We start from the raw sequence: 19,016 nt of genomic DNA, 5'->3' as shown, positions 1-19,016 counted from the left end.
CGCCGCCGCCATCGGACGGCTGATCTAGGGAGGATTACGGATGGCACTCATCACACTCAGGCAGCTTCTCGACCATGCCGCGGAACGCGGCTACGGCGTTCCGGCCTTCAACATCAACAACATGGAGCAGGGCCTCGCCATCATGGAGGCGGCCCGCGCGGTTGACGCGCCGGTCATCATCCAGGCGAGCCGGGGCGCGCGCAGCTACGCCAACGACATCATGCTGGCCAAGATGATCGAGGCGCTGGCCGAGATCTATCCCGAGATCCCGCTCTGCATGCATCAGGACCACGGGAACGACGAGGCGACCTGTCTCACCGCGATCCGTCACGGCTTCACCTCCGTCATGATGGACGGCTCGCTCAAGGCCGATGCCAAGACGCCCGCCGACTACGACTACAACGTGACCATCACGGAGCGCGTCTCCCGCATGGCGCATTGGGTCGGCGCCAGTGTCGAAGGGGAGCTGGGCGTGCTCGGCTCGCTGGAGACCGGCGAAGGCGAGGCGGAGGACGGGCATGGCGTGGAGGGCAAGATCGACCATGCCCTGCTGCTGACCGACCCCGATCAGGCCGTGGACTTCGTTGCCCGGACCGGGGTGGACGCGCTGGCCATCGCCTGCGGCACCAGCCACGGGGCCTACAAGTTCTCCCGCAAGCCGGATGGCGACATCCTCGCCATGAAGGTGATCGAGGAGATCCACTCCCGCCTGCCGAACACGCATCTGGTGATGCATGGCTCCTCCAGCGTGCCGCAGGAGTTGCAGGACATCATCAACGAAAACGGCGGCGAAATGCCCCAGACCTTCGGCGTGCCGGTGGAGGAGATCGTGCGCGGCATCCGTCACGGGGTGAGGAAGGTCAACATCGACACCGACTGCCGCATGGCGATGACGTCGGAGTTCCGCCGCATCGCAAAGACCACCCCGCGCGAGTTCGATCCGCGCAAATTCCTGAAGCCCGCCATGGACAGCATGGCGAAGCTCTGCCGCGATCGTTTCGAAGCCTTCGGCACCGCCGGAAACGCCTCGAAGATTCGCGTCATTCCGATGGACGAGATGGCCCGGCGTTACGCCTCGGGCGCGCTCTCATCCAGCAATTCCACCGCCAAGGCTGCCTGAGGAGGGCCGTGCCATGACAGAGATGAAGGAAATCAAGGGCAAGGAACGCTACAAGGCGGGTGTGCTCAAATACGCGCAGATGGGTTACTGGGACGGTGACTACGTGCCCAAGGATACCGACCTGCTGGCGCTGTTCCGCATCACCCCGCAGGAGGGCGTGGACCCGATCGAGGCCGCCGCCGCCGTTGCCGGGGAAAGCTCCACCGCCACCTGGACCGTCGTCTGGACCGACCGGCTGACGGCCTGCGACCAGTATCGCGCCAAGGCCTACAAGGTTGAACCGGTTCCGGGCCGTCCGGGGGAGTTCTTCTGCTACGTGGCCTATGACCTCATCCTGTTCGAGGAAGGCTCCATCGCGAACCTTACCGCCTCGATCATCGGAAACGTCTTCAGCTTCAAGCCGTTGAAGGCCGCGCGGCTGGAGGACATGCGCCTGCCGATCGCCTATGTGAAGACCTACAAGGGGCCGCCGACCGGCATCGTGGTGGAGCGCGAGCGTCTGGACAAGTTCGGCCGCCCGCTGCTGGGCGCCACGACGAAGCCCAAGCTCGGCCTGTCGGGCAAGAACTACGGCCGGGTGGTCTATGAGGGCCTGAAGGGCGGGCTCGACTTCATGAAGGATGACGAGAACATCAACTCGCAGCCCTTCATGCACTGGCGCGACCGGTTCCTCTACTGCATGGAGGCGGTGAACAAGGCGCAGGCGGAAACCGGCGAGATCAAGGGCCACTACCTCAACATCACCGCCGGCACGATGGAGGAGATGTATCGCCGGGCGGAATTCGCCAAGCAGCTCGGCTCCGTCATCGTCATGATCGACCTGATCATCGGCTACACGGCAATCCAGTCGATCTCCGAATGGTGCCGCCAGAACGACATGATCCTGCACCTCCACCGCGCGGGCCACGGCACCTACACGCGCCAGAAGGGTCACGGCATCTCCTTCCGCGTGATCGCGAAATGGATGCGGCTGGCGGGCGTGGACCATATCCACGCAGGCACCGCGGTCGGCAAGCTGGAAGGCGATCCGCCCACCGTGCAGGGCTATTACAACGTCTGCCGTGAGATGCATAACCCGGTCGATCTGGAGCGCGGCATCTATTTCGAGCAGGACTGGGCCGACCTCAAGAAGGTGATGCCCGTGGCCTCCGGCGGCATTCACGCCGGCCAGATGCACCAGCTCATCGACCTGTTCGGCGAGGATGTGGTGCTTCAGTTCGGCGGCGGCACCATCGGTCACCCGATGGGCATCCAGGCGGGCGCGACAGCGAACCGCGTGGCGCTGGAGGCGATGATCCAGGCCCGGAACGAAGGCGTGGACATCAGGAACGAAGGTCCCGAAGTGCTGCGCAAGGCCGCCAAGTGGTGCAAGCCGCTGGAAGCCGCCCTCGATACTTGGGGCAACATCAGCTTCAACTACACCTCCACCGACACGTCGGACTTCGTTCCGACCGCCGGGGTGAGCTGACGGCACCTGACGCCCCCCTTACCCCGGGGGGCGCACCGGAAACGGGCGGGGTGTCCCGCCGCCATCGCAATACCTCAAAGGAGGCCAGGATGCGTATCACTCAAGGCTGCTTTTCTTTCCTGCCCGACCTGACGGACGAGCAGATCACCGCACAGGTGGAATATTGCCTCTCCAAGGGCTGGGCCATCGGTGTCGAATATACGGACGAACCGCACCCCCGGAATACCTACTGGGAGATGTGGGGCAACCCGATGTTCGACCTGCGGGACGCCAAGGGCGTGATGATGGAGCTGGACGAATGCCGCAAGGCGTTCCCCGACAGCTACATCCGCCTGAACGCTTTCGACAGCACGCGCGGGTTCGAGACGGTCACGATGAGCTTCATCGTCAACCGTCCGAAGGTCGAGCCGCGGATCCGCATGGTGCGGACCGAGGTGGACGGCCGCTCCATCCGCTACACCCATGAGGTCGTCCGCTAAGGGTAACCTCTGCGTTCCCCCGGCTTCTTTCCCTGGTCATCCCCTCCGGCCGGGGGAACGCCCGATCCCTGCCAAACGGAGCAATCACCATGAACGCCGACACGCCGCTGACCGTCGATCTTGCTGCCGAATACGAAAGCTCCGGCGTCCGCGAAGTGCTGGACGAGCTGGACCGTGAGCTGATCGGCCTTGCACCCGTGAAGGAGCGCATCCGGGAAACGGCGGCGCTGCTGCTGGTGGACCGCGCGCGCCGCCAGATGGGGTTGAGCCAGGAAACGCCGACGCTGCACATGTCCTTCACCGGAAATCCGGGGACGGGCAAGACCACCGTGGCGATGAAGATGGCCGGGCTGCTGCATCGGCTGGGCTATGTGCGCAAAGGGCACCTTGTCTCCGTCACGCGGGATGATCTCGTTGGCCAGTATATCGGCCATACCGCGCCCAAGACCAAGGAAGTGCTGAAGAAGGCGATGGGCGGCGTGCTGTTCATCGATGAGGCCTATTACCTCTACCGCCCGGACAACGAGCGTGATTACGGGCAGGAGGCCATCGAGATCCTGCTGCAGGTGATGGAGAACAACCGTGACGATCTCGTCGTCATCCTCGCGGGGTATGCCGACCGGATGGACAGGTTCTTCCAGTCGAATCCGGGCTTCCGCTCGCGCATCGCGCATCACATCGAATTCCCGGACTACACCGACGGGGAGTTGCATCGCATCGCCGATCACATGCTGGAGGATCAGAACTACACCCTGACGGATGAGGCGTCGCAGGTGTTGACCGACTATATCGCCCTCCGCCGCCAGCAACCGCATTTCGCCAATGCGCGGTCCATCCGCAACGCGCTGGATCGCGCGCGGCTCCGGCAGGCCAATCGGCTGTTCACCACCTCCACGGGACCGGTGGACGCGGCCACCCTGAGCCGGATCGAGGCCGAGGACATCAACGTCAGCCGCGTCTTCAGCGGCGGGCTGAAGATCGGGGCGGAGACATGAGCACGTTCGACAGACGCATCCGTATCGCGCCCTCCATCCTCTCCGCCGATTTCGCGGATTTCGGGCGGGAGTGCGAGGCGATAGAGGCAGAGGGCGCCGACTGGGTCCATGTCGATGTGATGGACGGGCATTTCGTGCCGAACCTGACCTTCGGCCCGCAGCTTTGCACGGCGATCCGGCCCCATATCCGGGGCGTCATGGATGTTCACCTGATGATCGCCCCGGTTGACAGCTATATCGACGCTTTCGCGGCGGCGGGGGCGGATATCCTGACCGCGCATCTGGAGGCCGGCCCGCATATCCATCGGACCTTGCAGGCCATCCGGGGCGCCGGAATGCGGCCGGGGCTGGCCCTCAATCCGGGCACTCCGGTGGAGGCGGCGGCGGCGCTGCTCGACATGGTCGAACTGGTCTGCGTGATGACAGTCAACCCCGGCTTCGGCGGCCAGAAATTCATCGCGAGCCAGGTCGATCAGGTGCGCAGGCTCCGCGCGCTGATCGGTGACCGCCCGGTGCATATCGAGATCGACGGCGGCGTGACGCCCGAGACGGCCCCGCTTGTCGCCGCGGCTGGCGCGGATGTGCTGGTTGCGGGGTCTGCGGTGTTCAAAGGCGGATCGGTGGCCGATCCCGCCCCCTACGGCAACAACATCCGCGCCATACGCGCCGCTGCCGAAGCGGCGGTTCCGCGCAGAAGGGAGGAAGCCCATGTCTGACCATCGCTGGCCGCGCGCGCTCATCTTCGACGTGGATGGCACGCTGGCGGAAACGGAGGATCTCCACCTTGCCGCGTTCAACGAAACCTTCGCGGCCCGTGGCCTGCCGTGGCACTGGTCCCGCGACCAGTATCGCGACCTGCTGACGACAACAGGTGGCAAGGAGCGCATTTCCCGCTTTCTGGAGGAGATCGGCGAGACGCCGGAAGACTGGCCCGTGGCCGCGCTTCATGCGGAAAAGACGCGCAGGTTCGGCCTTCTTCTGGCGCAGGGCATACCGCTCCGTCCCGGGATCGCCGCGCTTGTCGCGGAGGCGCGCGCGGCGGGTTGCCTGCTGGGCGTGGCGACCACCACCACGCCCGCGAATGTGGAGGCCCTTTGCCGCGCAGGCTTCGGCGTGGGCGCGGGGGATGTGTTCGACGCCGTGGCTGCGGGCGACATGGTGCGGGCCAAGAAACCTGCGCCCGATGTCTACCGTCTGGCGCTCTCCATGCTCGGCGTCGCGCCGGGCGAGGCGGTGGCATTCGAGGATTCGCGCAACGGCGTTCTGTCGGCGCTGGGCGCGGGCATCCCCGTGGTTCTCTCGCAGGGGGTCTTCACGCAGGGCGAGGCCGCGGAAAATCCGACGTTGCAGCTGTCCTGCTTCTCTGATCTGGGTGGGCTGACAGGCCTTCGGACAAGGCTGAACAGACGAACCTGGGTGGCCGCATGATTGTTGTCTTCGACCTTGACGGAACGCTGATCGACAGTGCTGCCGACATTCACGCGGCCGTGAACCATGTGCTTGCGGAAAACAGCGTGCCGCCGCTGCCGCTGACGGCGGTGCGCAGTTTCATCGGTGAGGGGACGCGCGTTCTCATGCAGCGGGTGATCGCCGCAGTGGGCGCCGATCCGGCGCTGCTGGAGCCGTGGCACACTTCTTTCCTTGCGGAATACGAGCGCAATCCCGCCGTCCGCACCACCGTGTTTCCCGGGGTCAGGGAAGCGCTTGCTCAACTGCGCGACCGGGGCGCACGGCTGGGTCTTTGCACCAACAAGCCCGCGCGCGCGACGGGGCTGCTGCTCGAAGCGCTCGATCTCGCGGTTTTCGATCAGGTGACGGCAGGCGACACGCTGGCCGAACGCAAGCCGTCCCCGCTCCCCGTGCTCCACACGATCGACGTGCTTGGCGGTGGCGAGGCGGTGTTCATCGGCGACAGCGAGATAGACGCCCGCGCGGCGGAAGCGGGCAGGATCCCGTTCGGGATCTTCACCGGGGGCTACGCGCGCGAGGATCTGGACATGTTCCCCTCCCGGTTCCACTTCTCCGACTGGGCCGATCTTCCCGCGCTCATCAATCCTGCGTTTGTCGATCCTGCAACGTCGCCCGCCTGAGCGGCGCAGGGCGTTTTCCGTAAGGATCGGCAACGGTCGTCTGTCCCGCGCTCAGGGCTTCGCTCCCCAAGGGCCCCGCTCTCCGGGGGTAGGACTCTTTTCCCACTGGACCCTGCGCCCGGCTCCGGGAATGGTGGCGCCGTCAAGCAGGGAGAGGCCGATGGCGAACGGATCGATGACAGGGTGCGCGGGCGGAATCTGCGCAGCGCTGCTTCTCCTTGGCAGCCCGGCCGCGGCGCTGGACCTTGCAGTCGTCACCTCGCAGAACGCAGGAAAGGTCACCATACTCGACCTGCAGAGCGGTGCCGCCCGCAGCACGCTGGACGTGCCGGGAGATCCGGTTTCCGTCGCGGTGGACGGGCGCGATGCCCGCGCCTTTGTCGTCGCGGTGAAGTCCCGCATGCTGCACGTCATCGGGCTGGATGGGCGGGAGATCATGCGTCACCCGCTGCCCGGAGCGCCCTTCGGCATCGCCTATGATCCGATCTCGCGCCACGTTTTCGTCACCGATTGGGAAGGGCATGCGCATGAGGTGGATCCGGCCACCGGGGCGGTCGTGCGGAGTTTCGAGACCGGCGCCAATCCCTCCGGTGTCGCCGTGTCGGATGACGGACGCCTGCTCGCCGTGACCGACCGCGATTCCGACACGCTGAGCCTGTTCGATCTCGGCTCGGGGGCGGTGGTGGAGCGGGTCCCCGTCGGCCATCATCCCTTCGGCGTCACATTGTGGGAGGGGCGGGCCTATGTGGCCGATGTGCTCGACAACAGCGTGACGGTGGTCGATCTGGGGCGCCGCGCCGTGGTGGGCAAGGTGGAAACGGGCGAACGGCCCTATACCGTCGCTTTTGCCGCCGGCCGGGGGTTCGTGACGGATCAGTATGGCGGCACGCTCACCGTCTTTGATCCCGCGACGCTGGCGGTGACCGGTCAGGTGACGGTCGGGGACTATCCCGAGGGGATTTCCGTGGCTGCGGACGGGCGCACGCTCTTTGTCGCCAACTGGTTCAGCGACAGCGTGATGCGCATAGACGGCGAGACGTTGACGGTCGAGCAGGAGATTGCCATGCCGCCCGGCCCGCGCGCCTTCGGTTCCTTCATCGCCGATACGAACTGATCTCAGAACCTCGCGGGGGAGAGCGCGGCGACGGTGGCCGCGTCGAGTTCCGGCGCCATCCCTCCCACAAGATCGGCGGCGAGGCGGCTGGCTGCGGGGCTGGTCTGGAAGCCGTAGCCGCCCTGTCCGGCCTGCCAGAAGAAATCCGGCACGTGCGGGTCGAAACCGATGACCAGCACCCTGTCCGGCGCGAAGGTCCGCAATCCTGCCCAGCTTGACTCGACCCGCGTGACGGGAGCGGTCACCATTTCCTCATAGCGCGCCAGCCCCTCGGCCAGCACCATGTCATCGGGATAGGCGTCATGCGGCTCGGCCGGGTCTTCGTCGGCGGGCGAGACGATGAGCTTGCCTGCATCGGGTTTGGCATACCATGTCTCACCCGCGCCGAAGATCATCGGCCACCCGCTGACGTCATGGCCGCCGGGTGCGGGAATGCGCGCCATGGAGCGGCGATAAGGCGTGAAGCCGAGCGGAGCGACACCCGCGAGCGCTGCCACCCTGTCCACCCAAGCCCCGCCCGCATTGACGAGGATTCGCCCCGACCAACCCCGCGCGCCCGACTGCACCTCCCAACCGCCACCGGAGCGCCTGCGGATCGTATCCACCGGAGCGCCGGTGACGATCAGCGCGCCATTCCCCCGCGCCTCCCGCGCAAAGGCCTGCACGAGCCGGTCGGTGTCTATGTCGCGCGCCCCGTCGCCCACCGCGACATGCGCGACCGTGTCAGGGTTCAGGACGGGAACACGGGCGCGGGCTTCCTCCAGCGTGACGGGGGAAAGATGCATCTGTGCGGCATCTGCGCGAAACACGTCCTCCTCCCCCGCACGCCCGACGATCATCACGCCCCGGGGCGTGGTCAGCTCCCGTGCCGGGTCGAAGTGGTAATCCTTGCTCGCCCGGTTCAGCGCCACCACGGCCGGAGCGCCATAGCCCTCCTCATAGAGCGCGGCGGAGCGGCCGGAGGCGTGATAGGCCAGATGCGGCTCCGCCTCCAGCACGATGACCCGCCCCAGATACGAAAGCCGCGCCGCAGCCGAGATGCCGGCGATCCCGCCGCCGATGATAAGGAAATCACTGTCCATTCGTATGTCATGCCATGCCGGGGCAGGCCGGGAAAGGGGTCAGGTGAGCTTGGTGCCCATCCGCTCCAGCACCTCCCTCGCTTCCTCCCGCGGGATGAGGTCGAGGCCCAGAAACTGCGCCATCCAGATGCCCTGCACCGCCAGAAAGATCATGGTCGCCCGTTCGGGATCGGCGGAATTGGCGCGGAGCCGCTCCAGCAGGTCCCGCCCATAGTGTCGCGCGGGACCGAGGATCGCGGGGTTCTCCGCCGCTGCGGCAAGCATTCCGCTGGCCGGGGGCGCGCCTTCGGCCAGACGGTGAAGCATCTCGGCCAGATAGGCGCGGAGCAGACCGTCCGCCGCATCCAGCCCCGGACGCCCGGAGATATCGGAGTCGAACCGGTTCAGATGCGATGAGACCACCGCTTCCAGCAGCCGCGTTTTTGAAGGGAAATGGTAAAGCAGCCCGCCCTTTGACACGCCAGCGCGTTCCGCCACGGCATCAAGGGACATCTTGCGCGCGCCCTGCTTCCGCACGACCGCCTCCGCAGCATACAGAATTCGCTCTTTTGCAGTGCCTCGCGCGCGGTTCAGGGGAAATCCCTCCACTTGACAGAACCGTCTGGACGGTACAGTCAAAACGTGGCCGTTTTCAACACTATGTGATAGGATCGGCCCCGTTGGCCCGACCCGAGATCGGGCAGGGCCCCGTGCCGGAAAGGGTCCGAATGTTCAAGAGACTTGCCATTGCCGTCATCCTGCTTGCCATCGTTGCGGGCGGCCTTGTCGGGTTCAACCTGTTCCGGTCCAAGATGATCGCGGATTTCTTTGCCAACCGTCAGGTGCCGCCCGCGACGGTTGCCGTTTATGACGTGAAGCCGGTCACCTGGTCTCCGGTGATCGAGGCGATCGGGACGGCCAACGCGTCTCAGGGCGTCCAGCTGACGGTCGAGACGGCAGGGGTCGTGCGGGAAATCCTGTTCACCGCCAATGACAAGGTGGCGCAGGGGGAGACACTCCTTCGGCTGGACAGCCGTGTGCAGGCCGCCGATGTGGAAGCCGCGCGGACGCAGGTCGATCTGACCCGGCAGACCCTTGCGCGGAACCAGCAGCTTCAGCGCCGCGGCGTCTCCACCAATGTCTCGCTGGAGGAGGCGGAAGCCTCCGCCCGCGCGGCCGAGGCTCAGCTTGCCTCCACGGTGGCGGTGCTGGATCAGCGCAATCTCGATGCGCCGTTCCCCGGAACCGTCGGCATCCCGCGGGTGGACCTTGGCCAGTATGTCTCGCCTGGCACCACTGTCGCGACGCTCCAGGATCTGGAGACGATGCGCGTCGATTTCAGTGTGCCGGAGCAGCGTCTCCGGGAGCTTTCGATTACGCAGCAGCTCAACGTCTGGGCAGGTGGCATGACCGAAGGGCTGGCAGGGCAGGTGACGGGTATCGATCCGCGCGTCGATCCGCAAAGCAGGCTCGTTTCCGTGCGCGGATCGGTGGCCAACCCGGGCCAGCAACTGACGCCGGGCCAGTTCGTCCGCATCGCCGTGGCGCTGCCGGAAGAGAAGGGCGTGATCGCCGTGCCGCTGACTGCCGTCATCTCAAGCCTTTACGGTGACTATGTCTATCTCGTGCAGCCGAAACAGGACAATGCCGAGCAGCTGGAAGTCCGCCAGTCCTTCGTGACGATCGGTCGCCGCTCCGGCCCCGTCGCGGAGATCGTTTCGGGGGTGAAGGACGGGGATCGCGTGGTGACCGCCGGGCAGAACCGGTTGAGCAACGGTCAGCCCGCAGAGATCGACAACGCCATCAACCCCGCTGTTCAGGAAACCGAGGCCTATATCCGCTCCGGCGGCGTGGGTCGCGACCCGGTGGACAGCGATGCCACCGAAGCTGGCACCCAGGCGGGGCAGGATGCACCAGCGACGGGAAGCGGCACGAATGGGAACGGCGATGCGGGCCCCCAAGGCACGGGCCCCCAGGGCACTGGCGCTGATCGTGATGGAACGACCGGTGGCGGAACGACTGGCGGCGGGACGACTGGCCAATGAGCTTTTCGGACATCTTCATCCGCCGCCCCGTCCTGTCCACGGTTCTCGGCGCGCTCATCATTCTCCTGGGGATTCAGGGGCTGTTTTCGCTTCAGGTGCGGGAGTATCCTGAGGTCGATGAGACGGTGATCACCGTCACGACCACCTATCCCGGCGCCTCTGCCGATCTGATGCAGGGCTTCATCACCGCGCCCATTGCCCGGTCCGTCGCCACGACGGAGAACATCGACTATGTGAGTTCGAAGTCGCTGCCTTCCACCTCCATCGTGACAGTGAACATGCGGCTCGGCTCGGACCCGGACGCGGCGTTGACGGAAGTCATGTCGAAGGTGCAGGAGGTGCGCAGCCAACTGCCGTCCGAGGCCGAGGATCCGACGATCGTCAAGGGCACGGGGATGCAGTTCGCGACGATGTATTTCGCGTTCCAGAACCCCAACATGACCTCTGAACAGGTCACCGAATACATCGAACGCGTGATCCGGCCCCGCATGTCCACCATTCCGGGTGTGGCAGAGGTGGATGTGCTGGGCGCATCCGAATATTCCATGCGGATCTGGATCGACCCGATCCTGATGGCGGGGCATCAGCTTACCGCCGCCGATGTCTATCAGGCGATCACGACGTCGAACTTCCTCGCCGCGCCGGGCAAGACGCGGAACGAGCTTGTCGCCTATCCGATCACCATGCAGTCCACGCTGCAGACGCCCGAAACCTTCGGGGCTCTCCCGGTGAAGGCAGAGGGCGATGACGTGGTGCGGCTTCGCGACATCGCGCGGGTGGAGCTCGCCGCTGCCTCCAGCGACACCATCGTGAATTTCAACGGTGAGCCGGGGACGTTCATCGGCGTGTTCCCGACGCCCTCCGCCAACCCGCTGACCGTGTCCTCCGCCGTGCTGGAGGAACTGCCCGCGATCCAGAACACTCTGCCCAGCGGCATGACCATGACGCTGATGTACGATGCGACGGAGCAGATCTCCGCCTCCATCGAGGAGGTGTTCAAGACCATCCTGGAGGCGGTGGCCATCGTGGTGGTGGTCATCCTGCTGTTCCTCGGCTCCTTCCGGTCGGTGCTGATGCCGATTGTAACCATCCCGCTGTCGCTGATCGGGGTGCTGTTCATCCTCTATGTGCTGGGATTCTCCATCAACCTGCTGTCGCTTCTGGCCATGGTGCTCGCCATCGGGCTGGTGGTGGATGATGCGATCGTGGTGGTGGAGAACATCCATCGCCATATCGAGGAAGGGTTGAGCCCGATGCAGGCCTCCTTCAAGGGGATGCAGGAGATCATCGGCCCCATCGTCGCCATGACGATCACCCTGGCCGCGGTGTTCGCGCCGCTGGCTTTCACCGGAGGGTTGACCGGCGCGCTGTTCCGGGAATTCGCCCTGACGCTCGCGGGCGCGGTGATGATCTCCGGGTTGATCGCCCTCACCATCACGCCGATGATGTCGGCACGGCTGCTGAAGAAGGGGGAGGCAAGCCGCTTCCAGAAGTTCGTCGATACCACCTTCGAGAAGCTGGCCGACCGCTATGAGCGGCTTGTGCGGGGATCTCTGAGATACCGGCCGATCACGCTGCTGATGGTGATCGTTCTGGTGACGCTGATGGGCTTCCTGTTCACACGCACCTCTTCCGAACTGGCGCCGGAGGAGGATCAGGGCGCGCTCTTCTCGATCATCAACGGCCCTTCCAATGCGACGGTCGATTACACGGCCGCCTACGTCAACCAGATGCGTGACCTGACAAAGGATCTGCCGGAGCTGAAGGCCAACTTCTCCATCGTCGGTTTCGGGGGCGGCACCAATTCCGCCATCGCGCTCTGGGCGTTCAAGGACTGGGCAGACAGGGACCGCGGTCAGGCGGAGATCCAGCAGGATCTGCAGGCGCGGATCGCTCCCGTCACCGGGGTGGAGGCCTTCGTCTTTGCACCGCCGACGCTGCCGGGGACAGGGGGTGGACTGCCGATCTCCATGGTGCTGCAATCGACGGGGCCATCCTCCAACGTCTATGAACTGGCGGAGGAAGTCCGGCTGAAGGCGCAGGCTTCAGGCCAGTTCATCGTGGTGCAGAACTCGCTTGCATATACCCAGACGCAGGTGACCATCACCATCGACCGGGATCGCGCGGCAGCGATGAACGTGCCCGCCCAGACCATCGGTCAGACGCTGACGCTGCTGGTCGGCGGTAACAAGATCAGTCAGTTCGACCGGGATTCCAACAGCTACGACGTCATCATGCAGGTGCCGGACATCTACCGCAACAACCCCGAACGGCTGGGCGATTTCTTCATTCGCGCGACGACGGGGGACATGGTGCCTCTGTCCGCGCTGGTGGACATCAAGACCAACGTCTCGCCGACCGCCATCGAACAGTTCAACCAGCTGAACTCCGCCACGATCTCTGCCCTGCCTCTCCCCGGGGTTTCCACGGGAGACGGGTTGCAGACCATCGTGGGGCTCGCGCAGGATGTGCTGCCCGAAGGGTTCTTCATCGACTATTCCGGCCAGTCGCGGCTCGAGGTGACGGAGGGGAATACCATTCTCATCGCCTTTGGGGCGGCTGTCATCGTGATCTACCTCGTGCTGGCCGCGCAGTTCGAAAGCTTCCGCGACCCGTTCATCATCATGATGTCCGTGCCGCTGTCGATCTTTGGCGCCATCGTGCCGCTGAACCTCGGCGCCTCCACGCTGAACATCTACACGCAGGTGGGGCTGATCACGCTTGTCGGGTTGATTACCAAGCACGGCATCCTGCTCGTGGAATTCGCCAATCAGCAGCGGCGCGAGCATAACCTGAGCCGGGAGGAGGGGATCATCGTCTCTGCCCGTGTGCGTCTCCGCCCGATCCTCATGACGACGGCGGCGATGGCGTTGGGTGTGGTGCCGCTCATCACGGCGGCCGGTGCGGGTGCGGCCGCGCGCTATTCCATGGGGTTGGTAATCTTTACCGGGCTGATGATCGGTTCTGCCTTTACCCTCTTCGTGGTGCCGATGTTCTACAGCTACATCGCCGAGAAGGATCTGCCGCCCGAGCCGGAGAAACCCGATCCGGAAGCGATGGCAACCACCTCCGAAGCCCATTGAGCGGCTCGGGCCGCGGGGCCATGGCGAACGATCTGGTGCCTGAACTGGCGGTCACGGATTGGCGGCGGTCGCGGTGCTTCTACTGTGATCTTCTGGGGTTCGCGGTCGTCTATGAGCGGCCGGAGGAAGGGTTCAGCTATCTGCGCCTCGGGGCCGCCGATCTCATGATAGACGAGATCGGCAAGGGCCGAACCTGCGACGCGGGGCAGGGGCCGTGGCAGGCGCCGCTCGGCAGAGGCATGAATCTGCAGATTTGCGTGGCGCGGATCGCGCCCTTGCTCGCCGCCCTGGAGGGGGCCGGCCTCTCCCTCTACCTGCCGGTGGAAGAGCGATGGTATCGAACGGGCGCGGGGGAGGTTGGCAACCGGCAGTTCATCATTGCGGACCCAGACGGATATCTCCTGCGCTTTCACGAGCACCTTGGCCATCGGCCGGCCTGACATGCGCCGCGGGCGCTTACAGGCTGCTGCAAAAGGGCCTTCAGGACCGCATGCGAGCGAAATCTTTCCTGCTCTGACGAAATACACCCGGATACCGGTAGATTTCGGACCATCGTCGGGCCGATTTTCGACGGCGTAACCATGACCTGTCAGGACTTTTTTCAGCAGCCTGCTAAGGGTCTGACCTGTGCGCTTCGATCTTGATGACACTGGCAGACATGTTTGCGGATCGACAGGGTCAGTTTGACGGTACCGGATGCTGGGAGGGCTCTTGCACATCTCGCCACCGACGCCCTGTGAGGAGATTGGCGCGCCGCCCCGTTCAGGACGGAGCACGAAGTCTTGACGGTGCCCGAGGTCGGCCATTGGACAGCGGAGAGGAAGACGGGCACTCCTCCCAAGACGTCTGTCCGACTCCGGTGCTGTTCCGGCAGTGATCGGCGGATGCCCGTCGATCACTGCGATTGCCCGATCAGCTCGGGATCTTGCCCTGAATGCCCTCGACATAGAAGTTCAGCCCATGAAGCATGCCGTCATCCGGCACTTCGCCTTCCTTGAGCCAGACCGAGCCGTCCTGCTTGTTCAGCGGGCCGGTGAAGGGGTGATACTCGCCCTTCGCGATCTTGTCCTTCAGCGCGAGCGCCTCCGCCTTCACTTCCGCCGGGACCGCATCGGTGATCTCGCCGATCCCGACCGTTCCGCTGCCGATACCTTCCCAGTTCTGCGCCGTCTCCCACTTGCCGTCGAGCAGAAGCTGCACACGCTCGATGTAATAGGGGGCCCAGTTGTCGATGATGGAGGAGATCCGCGGCTTCGGCGCATAGGCCGACATGTCGGAAGCCTGACCGAAGGAGAAGATGCCCGCCTCCTGCGCCTTGGCCTGCGGCGCGGTGGAATCGGTATGCTGGAGCAGCACGTCCACGCCTTCGGCGATCAGCGCTGCGGCAGCATCGGCCTCCTTCGCGGGGTCGAACCAAGTGTAGGCCCAGACCACCTTGATCTCCACGTTCGGGTTCACCTTCTTCGCGTGGATGAAGGAGGCGTTGATGCCCTGGATCACCTCGGGGATCGGGAAGGAGCCGATGTAGCCGATCTTGTTGGACTTGGTCATGCGCCCGGCAAGCGTGCCCATGATCGCCCGGCCCTCGTAGAAGCGGGCGTCATAGGTGGCGAGGTTCGGTCCGCTCTTGTAGCCCGTCGCATGCTCGAACTTCACCTTCGGGAACTTGGCGGCGACATTCACCGTGGCGTCCATGAAACCGAAGGAGGTGGTGAAGATGAGCTGGTTGCCGGCAAGCGCGAGCTGCGTGATCGCGCGTTCGGCGTCCGCGCCCTCCGGTACGTTCTCGATGACGCTGGTGACGACGCGGCCACCGAAATGCGCTTCCATTTCCTTGCGGGCCTGATCGTGCTGATAGGTCCAGCCGCCATCGCCCGGAACGCCGACATAGATGAAGCCAACCTTCACCGGATCCTGCGCCAGCGCCATGCGTCCCATACCCCCTGCCGCCAGGGCAAGAACGGCACCGCCGGCCAGAAGTTCGCGTCTGTTCATTCAAGTTTCTCCCACTGAATGGAATTGGCCTCAGGACGAGGCATGGAATACCCGGCCGAGCGACCCGGGCGCGCCCCGCGCCCGCCGCCCGCCCGATATGAGGACGAGGACGATGATGGTGATGACGTAGGGTGCCATCGAAAGGTATTGTACCGGAATGTTCACCCCGCGCGCCTGCAGGTTCAACTGCAATACAGTGACGCCGCCAAAGAGATAGGCGCCGAGAACCGCGCGCCATGGCCGCCAGGAGGCAAAGACGACAATGGCAAGGGCGATCCACCCCGCGCCGGCCGTCATGCCCTCCGTCCATTGCGGCACACGCACGAGGCTGAGATAGCCTCCGCCCAGCCCGGCACAGGCTCCGCCGAACAGGATGGCGAGGAAGCGGATGCGCAGCACACGGTAGCCGAGCGCATGGGCGGCGTCGTGGTTTTCCCCCACGGCGCGGAGCACCAGCCCGCCGCGGGTTCGCGTCAGCCACCACCAGACCGCAAGCGTCAGAAGCAGCGAGCCGTAGACCCAGATGTCATGACGGAAGAGCATCGGCCCCAGCACCGGCAGATCCGACAGGGGGCCAAGGTCCAGCTTCGGCGTGCTCACCGGGCGCATGCTGCTGTAGCCCTGCCCGATGAGCGCAGAAAGCCCCAGCCCGAAGAGCGTGAGCGCAAGCCCCGTCGCGACCTGATTGGACAGCAAAAACAGCACCAGCACCGCGAAAAGCGCCGCGAGGAGCGCCCCGCCCAGAGCCGCTCCGAGCATACCCAGCACAGGGTTTGTCGTATGGATCGTGGTGGCGAAGCCGCAGACCGCGCCGCAGATCATCATCCCTTCCACTCCGAGGTTCAGAACGCCCGCGCGCTCCACCACCAGCTCACCGATGGCGGCGAAGAGGATGGGGGTCGAGGCGACCATCAGCATGGCGACAAGGGTCGGAATGTCGAAACCGGCAATGACCATCACGCGGTCTCCTTCGCGATGCGGATGCGATAGTTGGGCAGAACGTCCAGCGCGAGCAGGAAGAACAGCAGCATCCCCTGAAATGCCTGTATGGCGGAGGCCGGAAGGCCCAGCGTGGATTGCGCGATCTCTCCGCCGATATAGGTCAGTGCCAGCAGGAACCCGGCAAGCACGATGCCCACAGGGTGCAGGCGCCCGAGAAACGCCACGATAATCGCCGTGAAGCCGTAGCCGGTGGCGAAGTCGGGCGACAATGTGCCCGAGGGGCCGGACACCTCGAACATGCCGGCCAACCCTGCCAGCGCCCCCGAGATGCCAAGGCAAAGCACCACCAGCCGGTCCGGGCTCACTCCGGCGAAGCGCGCGGCCCGTGGCGCCAGACCTGCCACGCGGATACGAAAGCCCAGGATATGCCGGGACAGGATCACCCATGTCGCGACCACCGCCAGACCGGCCGCGATGACACCCCAGTGGATGCCGGTGCCGTCCCACAGCTCGGGGTTGGCGGCGGGCGGATACTGCTGGAGGTTGCGGCTGCCCGGGAAGCCGTAGCCTTGGGGGTTCTTCAGCGGGCCGAAAGCCACCCAGGACAGAATGTGCCCCGCCACATAGACCAGCATGAGCGAAACAAGGATTTCCGACGTGCCGAAACGGGTTTTGAGCACCGCCGGGATCATGGCCCAGAGGAACCCTCCCAGCGCTGCCGCGACCACCATCAGCGGGAATATGTACCACCCCTCCGCCGGGTAGAAGGCGAGAGCCACCGCAGCTCCGCAGATCGCGCCGATGATGTATTGCCCCTCGGCCCCGATGTTCCAGATGCCCGCCCGGAAGCCCAGCGACAGGCCGGTCGCGATCAGGATGAGCGGCGCCGCCTTTACGAAAAGCTGGGGACGGTAATACCAGGCGTTCTCCGAAAACAGCGGATCCCAGAAGATCGTGCGGATCGCCATGACGGGATCCTTGCCCAGAAGCGCAAACAGCAGCCCGCCGAATATCATCGTCAGGACCACGGCGAGGAGGGGCGTCGCAAGCGCCCAGAGACGGGAAGGCGTCCCGCGTTTCTCAAGCCGGATCATGCAAGACCTCGCCCGCGTCGGGATCGGCGGGGCGCATGCCATGGGCCCCCCCCCATCATCAGCCCGATTTCTTCGATCGTCAGGCCCTGCGTCGGTCGCGGCTCTGAAAGGCGTCCTTCGTTCAGCGCCGCGAAACGGTCGGCGATTTCCATGAGTTCGTCCAGATCCTGACTGATTACCACGAGCGCCGCGCCCCCGGCCGCAAGGTCGATCAGCGACTGCCGGATGGCCGCCGCCGCCGCCGCATCCACGCCCCAAGTGGGTTGGTTGACGATGAGGGCGCGGGGCGATTGAAGCACCTCCCGCCCGATGACGAATTTCTGCAGGTTGCCGCCTGACAGGGCACGGGCCGCGGTTTCCGTACCGGGTGTGCGCACATCGAAATCACCGATGATCCTGGCTGCAAAGCTGCGGGCGCGGGTCCAGTCGATAAAGCCGTTGCGCAGCAGGTTCTCCCGCGTGCCACCGGTGAGCAGGGCGTTTTCCGTCAGGCTCATCTCGGGCACGGCGGCATGGCCCAGCCGTTCCTCCGGAGCCGACAGCAGGCCGCGCGCCCGCCGCTCCTCCGGACCCATCGCGCCGATCGGGGTGCCTTCGAGGAGCACGCATTGCTGCGCTGATCGCGCCTCGCCCGAAAGCGCGGCCAGCAACTCGTCCTGACCATTCCCGGCCACACCGCCGATGCCGAGGATTTCCCCTTCGCGCACCGTGAATGTCACGTCCCGGAGGGTGGTGCCGAAGGCCGCGGGGGAGGACAGCGTAAGGTTCCGCACCTCCAGCACCGGCTTGCCGGGGGAGAGGGCGGGGCGGCTGGGGGTCTGCAGGGTGGTGCCGACCATCATCTCCGCCAGTTCGCGCGCGCTCCGCTCCGCCGGGGCGCATTCGCCCACCACCTTGCCCAGTCGCAGGATGGTGGCGGAGTCGCAGAGCGAGCGGATCTCCTCCAGCTTGTGGGAAATATAGAGGATCGACGTGCCCTCTGCCGACAGCTGGCGCAGGGTTCGGAACAGGATCTCCACCTCCTGCGGGGTCAGGACGGAAGTCGGCTCGTCCATGATGAGCAGCTTCGGATCCTGGAGGAGGCAGCGGATGATCTCGACCCTCTGGCGTTCGCCGGCGGAGAGATCGCCCACCAGGCGCGCCGGGTCGAGCGGCAGGCCGTAGGTCTCGCTCACTTCCCGGATGCGGGAGGAGAGAGCGCGCAGCGGCGGCGGGTTCTCCATCCCCAGCGCCACGTTCTCCGCCACAGTCAGCGCCTCGAACAGCGAGAAATGCTGGAAGACCATGGCAACGCCACGGCTCCGCGCCTCCCGGGGTTCGGCGGGCGCATAGGGCTGACCGGCAAAGGTCATCCGCCCGCTATCCGGCCGTACGAGGCCATAGATCATCTTGACCAGCGTCGATTTGCCCGCGCCGTTCTCTCCCAACAGGGCATGGACTTCACCGGCATCCACCACGAAGGAGACGTTGCTGTTCGCGACCACGCCGGGATAGGCCTTGGTCACGCCTTCCACCCGGAGCAATGGCATG

At 65.3% G+C, this 19,016-nt stretch carries 16 protein-coding genes and 1 pseudogene; 11 read left to right on the top strand and 6 right to left on the bottom strand.

The features are described 5' to 3' along the window. Positions 1-40: 40 nt before the first annotated feature. From fba to CDV49_RS09870, 8 genes are all read left to right on the top strand, one after another. Entirely contained in the window at positions 41-1,120 is a 1,080-nt protein-coding gene (fba, locus tag CDV49_RS09905) for a class II fructose-bisphosphate aldolase (protein WP_088215377.1), read from the top strand. A gap of 13 nt (positions 1,121-1,133) precedes the next feature. Continuing rightward, the gene (locus CDV49_RS09900; protein WP_088215376.1) at positions 1,134-2,588 is read left to right on the top strand and encodes a form I ribulose bisphosphate carboxylase large subunit; all 1,455 of its coding nucleotides are present in this window, start codon (positions 1,134-1,136) and stop codon (positions 2,586-2,588) included. A gap of 89 nt (positions 2,589-2,677) precedes the next feature. Next, positions 2,678-3,067, top strand: coding sequence for a ribulose bisphosphate carboxylase small subunit (locus CDV49_RS09895; RefSeq protein ID WP_088215375.1), 390 nt, complete (start codon positions 2,678-2,680; stop codon positions 3,065-3,067). A gap of 89 nt (positions 3,068-3,156) precedes the next feature. Then, positions 3,157-4,062, top strand: a complete 906-nt coding sequence (cbbX, locus tag CDV49_RS09890) for a CbbX protein (RefSeq protein WP_088215374.1) — start codon at positions 3,157-3,159, stop codon at positions 4,060-4,062. Continuing rightward, positions 4,059-4,778, top strand: coding sequence for a ribulose-phosphate 3-epimerase (gene rpe / locus CDV49_RS09885; RefSeq protein ID WP_088215373.1), 720 nt, complete (start codon positions 4,059-4,061; stop codon positions 4,776-4,778). The genes cbbX and rpe overlap by 4 nt, the downstream gene beginning before the upstream one ends. Beyond that, positions 4,771-5,490, top strand: coding sequence for an HAD-IA family hydrolase (locus CDV49_RS09880; RefSeq protein ID WP_088215372.1), 720 nt, complete (start codon positions 4,771-4,773; stop codon positions 5,488-5,490). The genes rpe and CDV49_RS09880 overlap by 8 nt, the downstream gene beginning before the upstream one ends. Next, entirely contained in the window at positions 5,487-6,152 is a 666-nt protein-coding gene (gene gph / locus CDV49_RS09875) for a phosphoglycolate phosphatase (RefSeq protein ID WP_088215371.1), read from the top strand. The genes CDV49_RS09880 and gph overlap by 4 nt, the downstream gene beginning before the upstream one ends. Before the next feature lie 160 nt (positions 6,153-6,312). Beyond that, the gene (locus tag CDV49_RS09870; RefSeq protein ID WP_088215370.1) at positions 6,313-7,266 is read left to right on the top strand and encodes a YncE family protein; all 954 of its coding nucleotides are present in this window, start codon (positions 6,313-6,315) and stop codon (positions 7,264-7,266) included. Positions 7,267-7,268: 2 nt separating this feature from the next. On the opposite strand, the gene CDV49_RS09865 is transcribed toward CDV49_RS09870, so the two are convergent. Both CDV49_RS09865 and CDV49_RS20695 read right to left on the bottom strand, forming a co-directional pair. Beyond that, positions 7,269-8,348, bottom strand: a complete 1,080-nt coding sequence (locus CDV49_RS09865) for an NAD(P)/FAD-dependent oxidoreductase (protein ID WP_088215369.1) — start codon at positions 8,346-8,348, stop codon at positions 7,269-7,271. Positions 8,349-8,387: 39 nt separating this feature from the next. Continuing rightward, positions 8,388-8,936 (bottom strand): TetR/AcrR family transcriptional regulator, encoded by a 549-nt coding sequence (locus tag CDV49_RS20695; RefSeq protein WP_256947301.1) that lies wholly within the window; start codon positions 8,934-8,936, stop codon positions 8,388-8,390. 119 nt (positions 8,937-9,055) lie between these two features. On the opposite strand from CDV49_RS20695, the gene CDV49_RS09855 reads away from it, so the two are divergent. From CDV49_RS09855 to CDV49_RS09845, 3 genes are read left to right on the top strand one after another with little or no spacing between them, the layout of a single operon-like run. Continuing rightward, positions 9,056-10,372 carry an efflux RND transporter periplasmic adaptor subunit gene (locus CDV49_RS09855; RefSeq protein WP_088215367.1) on the top strand — a complete coding sequence of 439 codons (1,317 nt, stop codon included), beginning with the start codon at positions 9,056-9,058 and terminating at the stop codon, positions 10,370-10,372. Then, positions 10,369-13,455 carry an efflux RND transporter permease subunit gene (locus CDV49_RS09850; RefSeq protein ID WP_088215366.1) on the top strand — a complete coding sequence of 1,029 codons (3,087 nt, stop codon included), beginning with the start codon at positions 10,369-10,371 and terminating at the stop codon, positions 13,453-13,455. Before CDV49_RS09855 ends, CDV49_RS09850 begins: the two co-directional genes overlap by 4 nt. A 20-nt stretch (positions 13,456-13,475) precedes the next feature. Beyond that, positions 13,476-13,895, top strand: a complete 420-nt coding sequence (locus CDV49_RS09845) for a bleomycin resistance protein (protein WP_088215365.1) — start codon at positions 13,476-13,478, stop codon at positions 13,893-13,895. Between the two features lie 472 nt (positions 13,896-14,367). On the opposite strand, the gene CDV49_RS09840 is transcribed toward CDV49_RS09845, so the two are convergent. The 4 genes and pseudogenes from CDV49_RS09840 to CDV49_RS09825 all read right to left on the bottom strand — a co-directional run bounded on the left by CDV49_RS09840 (position 14,368) and on the right by CDV49_RS09825 (position 19,015). Beyond that, on the bottom strand, positions 14,368-15,450 hold the full coding sequence (locus tag CDV49_RS09840) for a BMP family ABC transporter substrate-binding protein (RefSeq protein WP_088215364.1): 1,083 nt from the start codon (positions 15,448-15,450) through the stop codon (positions 14,368-14,370). Positions 15,451-15,480: 30 nt separating this feature from the next. Next, positions 15,481-16,407 carry an ABC transporter permease gene (locus CDV49_RS09835; RefSeq protein WP_088215363.1) on the bottom strand — a complete coding sequence of 309 codons (927 nt, stop codon included), beginning with the start codon at positions 16,405-16,407 and terminating at the stop codon, positions 15,481-15,483. Continuing rightward, complete coding sequence (locus CDV49_RS09830; protein ID WP_088215362.1) at positions 16,407-17,486, bottom strand: ABC transporter permease; 1,080 nt, start codon at positions 17,484-17,486, stop codon at positions 16,407-16,409. Before CDV49_RS09830 ends, CDV49_RS09835 begins: the two co-directional genes overlap by 1 nt. Further along, a pseudogene (locus CDV49_RS09825) lies at positions 17,473-19,015 on the bottom strand (ABC transporter ATP-binding protein). Before CDV49_RS09825 ends, CDV49_RS09830 begins: the two are co-directional and overlap by 14 nt. Position 19,016: the final 1 nt, after the last annotated feature.

Origin of the sequence: Haematobacter genomosp. 1 (genome assembly GCF_002196855.1) — a bacterium.
Classification (GTDB): domain Bacteria; phylum Pseudomonadota; class Alphaproteobacteria; order Rhodobacterales; family Rhodobacteraceae; genus Haematobacter.
Note: the sequence above shows the minus strand (reverse complement) of the source record. Positions and strands in the feature narration are given on the sequence as shown.

Excerpts from the sequence above, each read along its gene's own strand:
- fba (WP_088215377.1), top strand. The coding sequence starts at position 41 with ATGGCACTCATCACACTCAGGCAGCTTCTCGACCATGCCGCGGAACGC.
- CDV49_RS09900 (WP_088215376.1), top strand. The coding sequence starts at position 1,134 with ATGACAGAGATGAAGGAAATCAAGGGCAAGGAACGCTACAAGGCGGGT.
- CDV49_RS09895 (WP_088215375.1), top strand. The coding sequence starts at position 2,678 with ATGCGTATCACTCAAGGCTGCTTTTCTTTCCTGCCCGACCTGACGGAC.
- cbbX (WP_088215374.1), top strand. The coding sequence starts at position 3,157 with ATGAACGCCGACACGCCGCTGACCGTCGATCTTGCTGCCGAATACGAA.
- rpe (WP_088215373.1), top strand. The coding sequence starts at position 4,059 with ATGAGCACGTTCGACAGACGCATCCGTATCGCGCCCTCCATCCTCTCC.
- CDV49_RS09880 (WP_088215372.1), top strand. The coding sequence starts at position 4,771 with ATGTCTGACCATCGCTGGCCGCGCGCGCTCATCTTCGACGTGGATGGC.
- gph (WP_088215371.1), top strand. The coding sequence starts at position 5,487 with ATGATTGTTGTCTTCGACCTTGACGGAACGCTGATCGACAGTGCTGCC.
- CDV49_RS09870 (WP_088215370.1), top strand. The coding sequence starts at position 6,313 with ATGGCGAACGGATCGATGACAGGGTGCGCGGGCGGAATCTGCGCAGCG.
- CDV49_RS09865 (WP_088215369.1), bottom strand. The coding sequence starts at position 8,348 with ATGGACAGTGATTTCCTTATCATCGGCGGCGGGATCGCCGGCATCTCG.
- CDV49_RS09855 (WP_088215367.1), top strand. The coding sequence starts at position 9,056 with ATGTTCAAGAGACTTGCCATTGCCGTCATCCTGCTTGCCATCGTTGCG.
- CDV49_RS09850 (WP_088215366.1), top strand. The coding sequence starts at position 10,369 with ATGAGCTTTTCGGACATCTTCATCCGCCGCCCCGTCCTGTCCACGGTT.
- CDV49_RS09845 (WP_088215365.1), top strand. The coding sequence starts at position 13,476 with ATGGCGAACGATCTGGTGCCTGAACTGGCGGTCACGGATTGGCGGCGG.
- CDV49_RS09840 (WP_088215364.1), bottom strand. The coding sequence starts at position 15,450 with ATGAACAGACGCGAACTTCTGGCCGGCGGTGCCGTTCTTGCCCTGGCG.
- CDV49_RS09835 (WP_088215363.1), bottom strand. The coding sequence starts at position 16,407 with ATGGTCATTGCCGGTTTCGACATTCCGACCCTTGTCGCCATGCTGATG.
- CDV49_RS09830 (WP_088215362.1), bottom strand. The coding sequence starts at position 17,486 with ATGATCCGGCTTGAGAAACGCGGGACGCCTTCCCGTCTCTGGGCGCTT.